The organism is Bacteroidales bacterium (assembly GCA_021157585.1).
Classification (GTDB): Bacteria; Bacteroidota; Bacteroidia; order Bacteroidales; family UBA12170; genus UBA12170.
The window spans coordinates 1-12,776 of sequence record JAGGWH010000088.1; the positions used below are offsets into that span (position 1 = coordinate 1).

At 34.5% G+C, this 12,776-nt stretch carries 11 protein-coding genes; 6 read left to right on the forward strand and 5 right to left on the reverse strand.

The genetic code is table 11. The features are described from left to right. The first annotated feature begins 172 nt into the window (after window positions 1–172). Window positions 173–904: a 3'-5' exonuclease gene (locus J7K39_05875; protein MCD6179414.1), complete on the forward strand. Its 732-nt coding sequence runs from the start codon at window positions 173–175 to the stop codon at window positions 902–904. 55 nt (window positions 905–959) lie between these two features. Here J7K39_05875 and J7K39_05880 read toward each other — a convergent pair whose 3' ends face one another. From J7K39_05880 to nuoE, 3 genes are read right to left on the reverse strand one after another with little or no spacing between them, the layout of a single operon-like run. Continuing rightward, on the reverse strand, window positions 960–2,744 hold the full coding sequence (locus J7K39_05880) for an iron hydrogenase small subunit (GenBank protein MCD6179415.1): 1,785 nt from the start codon (window positions 2,742–2,744) through the stop codon (window positions 960–962). Window positions 2,745–2,762: 18 nt separating this feature from the next. Then, window positions 2,763–3,929: a hypothetical protein gene (locus J7K39_05885; protein ID MCD6179416.1), complete on the reverse strand. Its 1,167-nt coding sequence runs from the start codon at window positions 3,927–3,929 to the stop codon at window positions 2,763–2,765. Between the two features lie 2 nt (window positions 3,930–3,931). Then, window positions 3,932–4,411, reverse strand: a complete 480-nt coding sequence (nuoE, locus tag J7K39_05890) for an NADH-quinone oxidoreductase subunit NuoE (GenBank protein ID MCD6179417.1) — start codon at window positions 4,409–4,411, stop codon at window positions 3,932–3,934. 514 nt (window positions 4,412–4,925) lie between these two features. Here nuoE and rplM point away from each other — a divergent pair. From rplM to J7K39_05910, 4 genes are all read left to right on the forward strand, one after another. Next, the gene (rplM, locus tag J7K39_05895) at window positions 4,926–5,381 is read left to right on the forward strand and encodes a 50S ribosomal protein L13 (GenBank protein ID MCD6179418.1); all 456 of its coding nucleotides are present in this window, start codon (window positions 4,926–4,928) and stop codon (window positions 5,379–5,381) included. A 2-nt stretch (window positions 5,382–5,383) separates the two neighbouring features. Next, window positions 5,384–5,770, forward strand: a complete 387-nt coding sequence (gene rpsI / locus J7K39_05900; GenBank protein MCD6179419.1) for a 30S ribosomal protein S9 — start codon at window positions 5,384–5,386, stop codon at window positions 5,768–5,770. Window positions 5,771–5,871: 101 nt separating this feature from the next. Continuing rightward, window positions 5,872–6,702: a 30S ribosomal protein S2 gene (gene rpsB / locus J7K39_05905; GenBank protein ID MCD6179420.1), complete on the forward strand. Its 831-nt coding sequence runs from the start codon at window positions 5,872–5,874 to the stop codon at window positions 6,700–6,702. Between the two features lie 26 nt (window positions 6,703–6,728). Then, window positions 6,729–7,559, forward strand: coding sequence for an elongation factor Ts (locus J7K39_05910; GenBank protein MCD6179421.1), 831 nt, complete (start codon window positions 6,729–6,731; stop codon window positions 7,557–7,559). 59 nt (window positions 7,560–7,618) lie between these two features. Here the strand turns inward: J7K39_05910 and J7K39_05915 are convergent, their stop codons facing one another. Both J7K39_05915 and J7K39_05920 read right to left on the reverse strand, forming a co-directional pair. Beyond that, window positions 7,619–9,244 (reverse strand): response regulator, encoded by a 1,626-nt coding sequence (locus tag J7K39_05915; GenBank protein ID MCD6179422.1) that lies wholly within the window; start codon window positions 9,242–9,244, stop codon window positions 7,619–7,621. Window positions 9,245–9,511: 267 nt separating this feature from the next. After that, window positions 9,512–11,395: a 1-deoxy-D-xylulose-5-phosphate synthase gene (locus J7K39_05920; GenBank protein ID MCD6179423.1), complete on the reverse strand. Its 1,884-nt coding sequence runs from the start codon at window positions 11,393–11,395 to the stop codon at window positions 9,512–9,514. Between the two features lie 220 nt (window positions 11,396–11,615). Between J7K39_05920 and J7K39_05925 the strand changes: the two genes are divergently transcribed. Further along, window positions 11,616–12,776 (forward strand): 1-deoxy-D-xylulose-5-phosphate reductoisomerase, encoded by a 1,161-nt coding sequence (locus tag J7K39_05925; GenBank protein ID MCD6179424.1) that lies wholly within the window; start codon window positions 11,616–11,618, stop codon window positions 12,774–12,776.

Below are 12,776 nucleotides of genomic sequence, written 5' to 3' on the forward strand. Positions count from 1 at the left end.
ATAAAAATATGTTCCGATTCTTGAATTGCACCATGTGTTGAGTGAAAATTCTCATTTTTCCCAATCAGCTCAATCGTTGTACTACCGTCTTCGGTAATTCTTATCGTACGTTTAATCATTGGCACAAAAATACACTAAGTTATTTTGTATATTACAAAAAATTAAACGCCTTATGTTGACGCATTTACACAAAAACAAGATTATTTTCTTGGATATTGAAACTGTTGCACAGCAGCCAAATTATGCAAAACTACCTGAGCGATTACGATTACTTTGGGATAAAAAAGCCATGCTAATATCCAGAGATGAGAAAGCAAAACCGGAAGAAATATACGAAAGAGCAGGTATTTATTCAGAGTTTGGAAAGATTATCTGTATTTCAATAGGCTATTACGAACCAAAGCTCAAAAAATTTCGTTTAAAATCATTTTTTGGTCATAACGAAAAAGCTTTGCTTGCCTCCTTTGCCAAGATGCTGAATAGGTATTTTAATCATGAAAGTGATTTGCTTTGTGCTCATAACGGAAAAGAATTCGATTTCCCTTACATTGCTCGCCGACTTTTGGTTAACCAAATAAAGCTTCCCAAACTTTTGGATATTGCAGGCAAAAAGCCTTGGGAAATAAAGCATTTAGACACTATGGAATTGTGGAAGTTTGGCGATTATAAACATTATACCTCGCTTGATTTGTTAACAGCTATTTTTAATATCCCATCACCAAAATCTGATATCAACGGAAGTCAGGTAAATGAAGTGTATTGGAAAGATGGCGATGTAAAACGCATTGCAGAATATTGTCAGAACGATGTTTTAGCTATTGCCCAACTCTTAAATGCCTACCAAGGAAAAGCTCTTTGGAAAGAATCAGAGCTTGAATATGCCGAGCTTATTGAGATTTTATAACAAAGATCCCGCCGTAGCGGGACCTTTAATCATCTTAAAATATTAATCTTCTAGGTTAATACCTATTTCTCTTCTTATAAGTTGTATGCAGAAGTTTATGAGAAATATGACCAAGTGGTTCTTTTAAAAACTCTTTGTAGATTTTAATAATTTCAGGATTTTCATGAGATTTACGAATAGTCTTATCCATATCTTCGGCATAAATTGCTTCTATCCTTTTCTTACGAATTTCCTCATTGGTAGGTATTGGCTGACCACCGCCACCGATACATCCACCAGGACAAGCCATCACTTCAATAAAATGATACGGTGATTTTCCCGCTGCAACTTCATCCATTATTTTCCGAGCATTAATTAATCCGTTGGCAATAGCAACTTTAAGCTCTACACCCTCCAAAAAACTCCATTCAGGCAAGCAATTTTCAATTTTTATAGTCGCATCTCTAATGCCTTCCATTCCACGAACAGGCAAAACATTTAGATTATCAAAAGGAACATCTCTACCGGTAACTATTTCATAAGCAGTACGTAATGCGGCTTCCATCACGCCTCCCGTAGCACCAAAAATTACTCCGGCACCTGTGGATTCTCCCATTATGCTATCATAAGTTCCATCTTCTAAATCGGTAAAATCCAGACCTGCCTGTTTTATCATATGACCCAATTCGCGAGTAGTAAGACCGGCATCAATATCGCGATAGCCGCTATCTTTCATTTCCGGACGTCTTGCCTCAAATTTCTTCGCCGCGCAAGGCATAATTGCAACACTTACAATATCCTTGGGATCAATTCCTTTTTTCTCAGCATAATATGTTTTTGTGAGTGCACCAAACATTTGCTGTGGTGATTTACAAGTAGACAAATGTCCCAAATGATCAGGGAAAATATGTTCAATAAATTTTACCCAGCCCGGCGAACAAGAAGTGATCATAGGAAGTTTAACACTCTCATCTTTATCAACTATCACTTTTTTAAGTCGTTGTAATAATTCGTGTCCTTCCTCAATAATAGTAAGATCAGCAGAAAAATCAGTGTCTAACACAGAATCAACACCTAAGCGCTTCATAGCTGTTACCATTTTTCCGGTAACACGCGTTCCAACAGGATACCCTAACATTTCGCCTAATGCCACACGAACCGAAGGGGCAGTATTCATAACCACATGTTTTTTATCATTACCAATGGCTTCCCACACTTTATCATAATAACGTCTTTCTGTGAGAGCACCGGTAGGACAATGAATTACACATTGTCCGCAATTAGTACAAACAGCTTCGTTTAAAGGCAAATCCATGAAAGTAGAAATTTTCATATCCTTTCCTTTTCCGCTCACTGTAAGAGCATTTACATGCTGAAGTTCCGCACAAGTTCTCACACACCGTTGACAACGAACACATTTACTATCGTCTTTTTCTATCGACCAAGAAGAACGATCAATTTCTATATCAGGCTTTAATACGCTTAAATACCGATTGTTATCAATATTGTATTCTGCTGAAAGTTCTTGTAATTCGCAATTCATGCTACGATAGCAAGTAGTACATTGTGTATTATGCTCCGAAACCAAAAGCGCAACAACATCCTTACGTGCATTACGTACTTTCGGGGTGTTAGTCTTAATTACCATTCCTTCATCTGCCGGAGTAGCACAGGAAGCCGACAAAGTATTATGTCCTTCCACTTCAACTACACATATTCTGCAATTTCCCGCCACACACAAATCCTCATGATGACAAAGTGTTGGAATACGAACATTTACTTTCTTGGCAGCATCTAATATTGTTTGACCCTTTTCAACAGATACTTTTTTATTATCTATTATTAAATTTATCGTTGACATTATTTTCCTTTCTTTAGATTAGTAAATAATTTCTTCTCTGAAATTCTTCACTATGGAAGAAAACGAATTATGAACTGATTGACCCAAGCCACATTTTGAAGTTATCTTCATTGTTTCGGCTAATTTTAATAATTGATTGAGATATGAAGATGGTTTTTCGCCATGTTTTACCGCTTTAATACCTTTTAAAAGCTGTTGAGTACCAACTCTACAAGGCGTACATTGTCCACAAGACTCTTCTTCAAAAAATTCCAAATAATCTTTTAACACATTATACATAGATCGAGATGAATTAAAAACCATCATAGAACCTCCCGTTGGTATTCCCTCAAATCCAATAATTTTATTTTTAAAATCTTTTCTTGGAACACAATGACCAGAAGCTCCTCCAACCTGAACGGCTTTAGTATCGCCATTACCAAATTCTTTAACAAATTCATCTACCCCTATTCCTAATTCTAATTCGTAAATTCCTGCTTTTGCAGTATCACCGGAAACAGAAAATACTTTTGATCCTCGAGAATCAGTGGTTCCTAATTTTTTAAAGGGCTCCACACCAATCCGTATAATCATACTGCAATACACCAATGTTTCTACATTATTGATAATTGTCGGTTTTCCATTATACCCAGCTTTAGTAGGATAAGGAGGCTTATTACGAGGTTCGCCTCGCTTTCCTTCCATAGACTCAAAGAGAGCACTTTCCTCCCCACAAATATACGCCCCGCTACCTGAAAACATTTTAATAGTAAAGTCTAAACCTAAATTTTGAATATTCTGATTAAACTTCTCTATTAAGGGTAATAAATCTTTTAAAAGAAAGTTATACTCATTTCTTAAATATATAAACCCTTCTTTTGCTCCAATAGCATAGGCACAAATTGCCATTCCAACAAGAACTTTACTTGGAACAACATCTAATATTTCCCTATCCTTAAATGTTCCGGGTTCACCTTCATCTGCGTTACAGATAACATATTTAATATCACTATCTTCCTCTTTTGCTAATTTCCATTTTAAGCCGGTGGGAAAACCAGCTCCGCCTCTACCTTTTAAACCCGAACTAATGATTTGATCTATAATCTCATCGGGCTTCATAGATAGAGCTTTCTTAATCACTTCGAGTGGTTCACAACTAGCGCAATCGAAAATTATATCTACTTTTTTTAATCCTTTATTTTTCATAACTAAGAATTTGTAAGATGTTGAGGATCTATTTCACATAATATTTTAACTGCTTTTTCAGGGCTTACTTCGGTATAAATTTCATCATTGATTAGCATAACAGGACCTTTATGACACCAGCCTAAACAATTGGTCTCTATTAAGGAGAATTGCATATTACGAGTAGTTTCCCCCATTTTTATTTTAAGTAATTTTTCAATTGCAGTCACCAACTCCTGTTTCCCTGCCATTTTACAACTAATCGTCTTACATACCCTGATAATATTTTTACCCATCGGTTTAGTATACAAGAAAGAATAAAATGAAGCCGTTCCATAAACTTCGGCAGATGATATATCAAGGGCTTTGGCCACTTCAACCATTGAGCTTTCTGAAAGATAATTTTCATCGGCAACAATACCTTGCAAAATAGGCAACAAACTATTGCGTGAGTTGCCATGCTTTTCAACTAAATTCCGTATCAAATTTTCGCTTTGAACCATGATAAAATTCTTATTGTTAATTCGTTCACAAATATACTTATTTATTGTTATTAAATTAACAACAACTATCTAAAAACATAAATTTATAGTCATTCTAAATAGTACCCTTTTATATAATGCTGTTTATAAGATATTTATACGTATTATTATTTCTTATTTAGAATGAGAAGAAAACAAAACAATTGAAAACGACGACAATTAGCTCTACAAATCTCCTTACTGTTTTTACCCCAAAAAAGGGACTAAATAAATGGTTTGAAATGTAAAATATCTTTGTAATTTTGCGCTCGCTAGTACAACAGCACCTGATTAATTTTAATTTAAATTAATTAGTAATAATCGGACCTGATTAATAGGCAAAACAGGACAATTATTAGGGCTTAAACAGAAGATAGATGAAATGGTTAAGTTTATCTCGAATTAAGGCTCTGAAAATTTGGTAATTACTGCTTTTGTTTCTATTTTTGCAGCCCATTTTAAAAATGGATAGGTTCAACAAGTAAAATAATTGTAAATGAATACGTTAAGTTACAAAACACAGAGTGCAAACAAGGAAACTGTTCAAAAAGAATGGTTACTTATTGATGCTGAAAATGAAATTTTAGGTCGATTGGCTTCAAAGGTAGCGAATATCTTACGTGGTAAAAACAAAGCATACTTCACCCCTCATGTAGATTGTGGTGATTATGTAGTTATTATCAATGCTGACAAAATCCGTTTGACCGGAAATAAATGGGAACAGAAAACCTATATCCGCCACACAGGTTATCCTGGTGGACAGCGCAGCAAGACAGCTAATGAGTTAATGGCAAAAAAGCCATTTGCTATGGTTGAAAAAGCTGTAAAAGGCATGCTTCCTAAAAACAGATTAGGAGCTCAGTTATTCCGTAATTTGCATGTATATGCAGGAACAGAGCATCCCCATGCCGGTCAAAATCCTAAAGCTATTAACTTAAATACAATGAAGTAATCATGGATATCATAAATTCCTTAGGCAGAAGAAAAAAAGCCATCGCTCGCGTATATTTAAAGGAGGGTAGTGGTCAAATAACAGTTAACAAAACAGATTACAAAACGTATTTTCCTACCGGGATTTTACAATTTGTTGTACAACAAGCTTTTGAATTAACTGATACAGTTGGAAAATACGATATTGTTGCCAATTTAGACGGTGGCGGTATAAACGGACAAGCAGAAGCTTTACGTTTAGGTATTGCTCGCGCATTGGTAAAAATTGATCCGGAACATAAACCTGCTTTAAAAGCTAAAGGTTTAATGACACGTGATCCACGTATGGTGGAACGTAAGAAACCCGGACAACCAAAAGCTCGTAAGAAATTCCAATTCAGCAAGCGTTAAAATATTTATAAATAATTGTTTAGTATCTAAATTACTAAGACTTCTACACAATAGAGCTACTTATTAATTGTGGTTATTAAAGAATGTAAACAAAAACAAAAATGGCAAAAATTGAATTTGACCAATTATTAGATGCTGGTGTGCATTTCGGTCACTTAAAAAGAAAGTGGAATCCAAACATGGCTCCTTACATTTTTATGGAGCGTAACGGTATTCACATTATCGATCTATTCAAAACTCAAGCAAAACTTGAAGAAGCTGCTAATGCAATTAAACAAATTGCTAAATCAGGCAAAAAGATTTTGTTTGTAGCAACAAAAAAACAAGCTAAGGAAATTGTTGCCGAAAAAGTAACAAAAGTAAATATGCCTTATGTAACTGAGCGTTGGCCAGGTGGAATGTTAACTAACTTTACAACTATTCGTAAAGCGGTAAAAAAAATGAGTGCTATCGACAAAATGGCAACAACAGACCAATGGAAAAACCTTTCTAAACGCGAACGTTTACAAATCACTCGCGAACGTGCAAAATTAGAAAAAAACTTAGGTAGTATTTCTGATTTAAACCGTCTTCCTTCTGCTCTTTTTGTAGTAGATATTATCAAAGAAAAGATTGCAATCGCAGAAGCCAGAAAATTAAATATTCCAACATTTGCAATTGTTGATACAAATAGCGATCCTACTTTAGTTGATTTCCCAATCCCTGCTAACGACGATGCTTCAAAATCTATTGCTTTAATTTTAGACCAAATGACTAAAGCTGTTGAAGAGGGATTAATGGAAAGAAAACTTACTCGCGATAAGGAAGAAGCAAACAATAAAGAAAAAGCAGCTGCCAAAAAAGATGCAGCTCCAGCTGAAGAAACTGCAAAACGCCCAAGAAAACGTATTGCTAAACCAAAAGCAGAGGGCACTAAAGCTGAAAACAAATAAGATTAAATTACAAATAAGATATTAAGATGGCTAAAATAACTGCTGCTGAAGTAAATAAATTAAGAAAACTAACCGGTGCCGGCATGATGGATTGCAAAAAGGCATTAGTTGAAACCGATGGCGATCAAGAAAAAGCTGTTGACATTTTGCGTAAAAAAGGTCAAAAAGTTGCTGCTAATCGTTCTGATCGTGATGCTGCCGAAGGTGTAGTATTATCAAAAGTTAATGATGATAAAACATTTGGAGCCGTAATAATGATTAATTGCGAAACCGATTTCGTAGCTAAAAATGACGATTTTGTTAAATACGCCCAAAGTGTTCTTGATCTTGCCCTTGCAAATAAAGCAAAAACAAGTGACGAAGTTTTAGCATTGAGTTTAAACGGAGTTACTGTTAAAGATTCTTTAATTGATCAAATTGGAAAAATTGGAGAAAAAATTGAGTTAGGCGGATATGCTGTTACAGAAGACGCTTATGTTTCGGCTTATATTCACAATGGCAATCGTATTGCTACTATTATTGGATTAAACAAAGTAGTGGATGGCATTGATGGAGTTGGTAAAGATATGGCTATGCAAGTTGCCGCAATGAATCCTATTGCTGTTGACCAATCATTTGTAGACCAAGCAACTATTGATCATGAGTTAGCTCTTTTCCGTGACATTATTCGTCAAGAAGGAAAACCTGAAGCTATGGTTGAAAAAATTGCTGCGGGAAAATTAAATAAGTTCTTTAAAGAAAATACTTTGTTAAATCAGGCTTATATTAAAGACACTAAACAAAATGTTAGTACATATTTAAAAAGCTACGATAAAGATTTAACAGTTAGTAATTTTAAACGTTTTGCATTAGCCTAACATTTAAAAATACTCATATATTAAAAGAGGGTAAGTTCTTAAGAACTTACCCTCTTTTTTTAAATGTCAATCTCTATATGGTTTTTAATAACTTCAACCAACTTCTCGGGAGAGAATGGCTTACTGATATATTCGTTCATACCAACAAAAAAACATTTTTCAACATCTTCTTTTATTGTATTAGCCGATAAGGCAATTATTAATGAAGCCTGAGACTTATTAATCTTTTCTAAAGCCCTAATTTTTTTTGTAGCATCAAAGCCATCCATAACGGGCATCTGAATATCCATCAAAACAATTTTAAACTGTCCATTCTCAAATCGTTCTACAGCTTCTAACCCATTCTCCGCTACTTCAACAGTAAATCCTAATTTTTTTAAGGTAAAAAAAGCTATTTTTTGATTTATTTTATTGTCCTCAACCAATAAAACAGGCAACTGATCGGGTTTTAAAACCCCAACATCTTTGGCTTTTGATAAAGGTTCATCTAAATCGACAGTAAACCAAAAGTTACTCCCCTTAAACTCCGCACTTTCAAAACCAATTGTACCTCCTAAATAAGAAACCGTTTTCTCTGCCATTGTTAAACCAATACCCGTTCCCTGATATCCTTTAGTACTTGAAGAATCACCCTGAGTAAAGGAAGTAAAAAGCTCAGCCTGTAAATTTTTCCGAATTCCTATTCCGGTGTCTTTAACACTAAACTTTACGCAAACACCACCGGTTCTCTTATGATCTACCTGAACAAACAAATGAACAAAACCTTTATTGGTAAACTTAACAGCATTGCTTAAAAAAATATTTAAAACAAGTTTTATCTTCTCCTCATCACCTATTAAAATATTGGGCAAGCCCTGAGCAATAAAGCTTTGCATATCAATCATTTTCGACCTTACTTGATTTGTAAATTTTTCATTTACATCATCAATAAGCTTAGACAGTTTAAATTCTTCTTTCCGCAAAACCCATTTTCCTTTTTCTAAGGACTCTAAAAGCAACATCGAATCTACCATCTCTAAAAGAGATGCTCCGGAATTATTAATATTCTCAAGTAAATCTAATGCTTCATCTTTATCTACTAATGATTTTAAAAGAGCTCCACTACCTAAAATCCCATGCAATGGCGTACGAATTTCGTGACTTAAATTAGCCAAAAAAGCATGTTTACTTTTTATTCCAAGAGAAGCATCTTCCCTAGCCTTTTCAAGTTCAAGCTTAAATTGAATCCGTTCTGAGACATCTAAATAACAGACCATTACACCACTAACATCTCCACGATTATCCGAAATAGGAAAAACATAAGTTTGTAGCAACTGCGGATGCTTATCTAGCGAAAGCGCAATTTCTTGACTACGAATAATTGTATTGCTTTTCAGAACATCTTTCTCAATTTTTTCCAATGGCTCCAAATAATGCCCTAAGAGAAGCTGAGAATTACTTATCCCAATTAATTCGTTTGTTGGAAAATTTACCCAAGCCGCAAAAGCCTGATTTACGTAGGTATACTCTAAGTTTTTATTTTTAAAATAAACGGGAACAGGAGCCATCGCCAAGAAATCTTGAAGCTGCTTAAATATAAGACGCATTTCCAAAAGCTTATGCTCCCCCTCTATCTTTTCCTTTAGCTTTCTAATCTCCAAATCTTTCAAGCGTAAATCCTCGCGAAGCTGTTTAATAGTTTCCATCTTATCTATATCAAGACTTTTGCGCTTTTCTTTTTTTCGCATTCGTAAAGACGGTGCAGTGAGTGAATTTTTATTTTTAGAGTCTGGTAACATAACGAATAATATCTCTCAAAAAAGACAAGAATTAAGCCAAATACTATATTAGATTTATTACCCACGAAATCAGGCGATTAAAAAATAAAATTAATTCCCACTATCCCAAATAGAGAATTATTCCAAAAAACAAACGTTACAAAGTAATTATCAAGAGTATTTAGCCCAAATATATTAGAAGTTTTTGATGGCTTTTAAAATACCTTCAGTGTCTATTTCACAAATGCTCCGAAGCTCTTCTACCTTACCTTGCTCAATAAATTGGTCGGGAATTCCTAATGATTTTATATGAGCATTATAATTATGTTTAGTCTTAAATTCAGCAATAGCACTTGCTAATCCTCCCTTCAGACTACCATCTTCTACGGTAATAATCTTGTCAAACTTCTTAAAGATAGTGTGTAATAAATCTTCGTCAATAGGTTTTAAGAAACGCATATTAAAAAGCGCAATATCATTTTTTTGAACTTGATAAATAGCTTCCAAAGCATAATTACCAATATGACCCAATGTTATAACAGCCATATTCTTACCGTCTTTTACCATTTGTCCTTTTCCAATCGGAAGTATTTCCGGTATATTTTCCCAATTATCAAGAACTCCACGACCACGAGGATAACGAATAACGAAAGGTCCGGCATTATAATTTTCAGCCGTAAGCATTAAATTTCGAAGCTCATGCTCATTCATTGGCGAAGACACCACGATATTTGGAACTGTTCTGAGATAAGCCAAATCAAAAACTCCGTGATGTGTTGAGCCATCTTCACCAACCAAACCGGCTCTATCAAGACAAAAGACTACGGGTAATTTTTGCAAAGCAACATCATGAATTAATTGATCGTATGCTCGCTGCATAAATGTAGAATAAATAGCGCAAAAAGGTTTCATTCCGGCAGCAGCCAGACCGGCAGCAAAAGTAACCGCATGCTGCTCTGCAATTCCCACATCAAAAGCCCTATCCGGCATTGCTTTAATAAGCTTAATCATAGAGCTGCCTGTAGGCATAGCCGGAGTTATTCCTATTATTTTTTCATTTTTCCGAGCTAACTCAACCAAAGTATCACCAAATACATCTTGATATTTTTGAAACTTATTTACCTTGGATTTAGGTGTTAATTTACCGGTCACCTTATCAAAATTACCGGGAGCATGATAAGTTATAGGATCTAATTCTGCCGTATTTAAGCCCTTCCCTTTTTTTGTTATAATATGTAATATTTTTGGTCCGGGTATATCTTTTAAACCATTTAACACCCTGATTAAGCGTAAGACATTATGGCCATCTTCCGGACCTAAATACCTAAAATTTAACGACTCAAAAAGATTACTTCTACGTAAAATAGTTGTTTTAATAACCGACTCAAGATGTTGAAAAAACCTCTGAGTTTTTGTAATAGTTTTATTCCTAGAACCTAAGATATTCCAAAATTTATTTTTTATCTTATTATAGGTTTTAGATGTGGAAATATTAGTAAAATATTGATGTAATGCACCTCCGCCTTCATCAATAGAAATCCCATTATCATTCAAAACTACGAGTAAGTTTGCATTTGAAACTCCGGCATTATTCAAAGCTTCCATCACCATTCCACCAGTCATTGCTCCATCACCAATAACAGCAATATGCCGGCGATCCGTTTCGCCCTTCAATTGAGCAGCAACAGCCATTCCCAAAGCTGCCGAAACCGAAGTAGATGCATGTCCGACCCCAAAAGCATCATATTCACTTTCGCTCATTTTAGGAAACCCCGAAATGCCATTTAACTTTCGATTATTTTTAAAGTCATCTCTCCTACCCGTTAAAATCTTATGTGAATAAGCCTGATGTCCCACATCCCAAATTAATTTATCATAAGGCGTATTAAAAACATAATGCAGAGCTATACTCAATTCTATAACGCCCAAACTGGAAGCTAAATGCCCGGGATTTGTAGACATAACATTGATTATATACTCTCGCAGTTCATCTGCAAGAATATGTAAATCAGCTAAATCTACTTTCTTCAAATCTTTCGGACTATCTATTTCCGATAATATGTTCTTCTTGTTTTCCACACTAAACGGTAAGCAACAAAATTACTGAAGATTTTTGGTTTAATCTCCTTTCTTTTACGTTTAAAGAAGTTTATATTTTAGGCTGAAGCTGTTTAATGTTAAAGGGAGATTTTGAAAGAAACATATTGGTTTTCATTTTAACTTCAGACAACTTCTCTATCAATAAAAAATAAATAATAGCCAAAACATAAATCCTTACTTTTGTAAAAAAATAAATATATTGAAAAAGGGTATTGCCATACTTGGATCAACAGGATCTATCGGGACACAGGCACTCGGTGTTATCAGTGCTACTCCAAATATTTTTTCTATCGAACTACTTAGTGCACATAGTAATGCCAAATTATTACTTGAACAAATAAATCAATACAAACCAAAATTTGTAGTTATAACTGACAAAAAAGCCTTTAAAATTGTTTCTAAAATCATTTTAGATTCTAACACTCAGGTTTTATTTGGAGAAAAAAATCTTCTTCAATTATTAGAAAAGCCCGAAATAGAAATAGTTTTAAATGCAGTAGTTGGATTTGCCGGTTTAAAACCGCTTATACATTCTATAAAATATAAAAAGCAAATTCTACTGGCAAATAAAGAAAGCATAGTTATTGCCGGTGAGGTTGTAATGTCCTTAGCTAAGAAAAATAATAGTACAATTATTCCTATTGATTCCGAACATTCTGCTATTTTTCAATGCTTATTAGGGGAAAAAAATAATACTATCGACAAGGTGATACTTACCGCCAGCGGAGGTCCTTTTTTAGATTATACTCAAAATCAACTCAGGCATATCAGTCCTGAAGACGCCTTAAAACACCCCAACTGGAAAATGGGACAAAAAGTAAGTGTTGATTCTGCAAGCCTGATGAATAAAGGACTTGAGCTTATTGAAGCCCGCTGGCTTTTCGATTTAAAGCCTAAACAAATTGATGTAATTATTCATCCTCAATCAGTTATTCATAGTCTTGTACAATTTACCGATGGAAACTTAAAAGCACAACTTAGCTCAGCTGATATGCAACTTCCCATACAATATGCTCTACATTATCCTAAGCGTGCAGAAAATTCATTATCACAATTTTCGTTAACAGACAATCCTGAACTAACTTTTAGGCAGGTAGATCGCAAAAAATTTCGTAATCTTGCACTCGCATTTATTGCTATGGAAAAAGGCGGTAATATGCCTGCCATTTTAAATGCAGCAAATGAAATTGCAGTTAAGGCATTTTTGAATAGAAAATGGCCTTTTTATAGGATTCCGGAAGTGGTTGAAGAAATGATGAACTCCCAAAATTTTATTTCAACACCCAAGCTGGAAACTTATTTTGAAACAACAAATAAATGCTTTGCAGATAGCGAAGCTTACATTAGAAAGCATATATAA

Excerpts from the sequence above, each read along its gene's own strand:
- J7K39_05875 (MCD6179414.1), top strand. The coding sequence starts at position 173 with ATGTTGACGCATTTACACAAAAACAAGATTATTTTCTTGGATATTGAA.
- J7K39_05880 (MCD6179415.1), bottom strand. The coding sequence starts at position 2,744 with ATGTCAACGATAAATTTAATAATAGATAATAAAAAAGTATCTGTTGAA.
- J7K39_05885 (MCD6179416.1), bottom strand. The coding sequence starts at position 3,929 with ATGAAAAATAAAGGATTAAAAAAAGTAGATATAATTTTCGATTGCGCT.
- nuoE (MCD6179417.1), bottom strand. The coding sequence starts at position 4,411 with ATGGTTCAAAGCGAAAATTTGATACGGAATTTAGTTGAAAAGCATGGC.
- rplM (MCD6179418.1), top strand. The coding sequence starts at position 4,926 with ATGAATACGTTAAGTTACAAAACACAGAGTGCAAACAAGGAAACTGTT.
- rpsI (MCD6179419.1), top strand. The coding sequence starts at position 5,384 with ATGGATATCATAAATTCCTTAGGCAGAAGAAAAAAAGCCATCGCTCGC.
- rpsB (MCD6179420.1), top strand. The coding sequence starts at position 5,872 with ATGGCAAAAATTGAATTTGACCAATTATTAGATGCTGGTGTGCATTTC.
- J7K39_05910 (MCD6179421.1), top strand. The coding sequence starts at position 6,729 with ATGGCTAAAATAACTGCTGCTGAAGTAAATAAATTAAGAAAACTAACC.
- J7K39_05915 (MCD6179422.1), bottom strand. The coding sequence starts at position 9,244 with ATGGAAACTATTAAACAGCTTCGCGAGGATTTACGCTTGAAAGATTTG.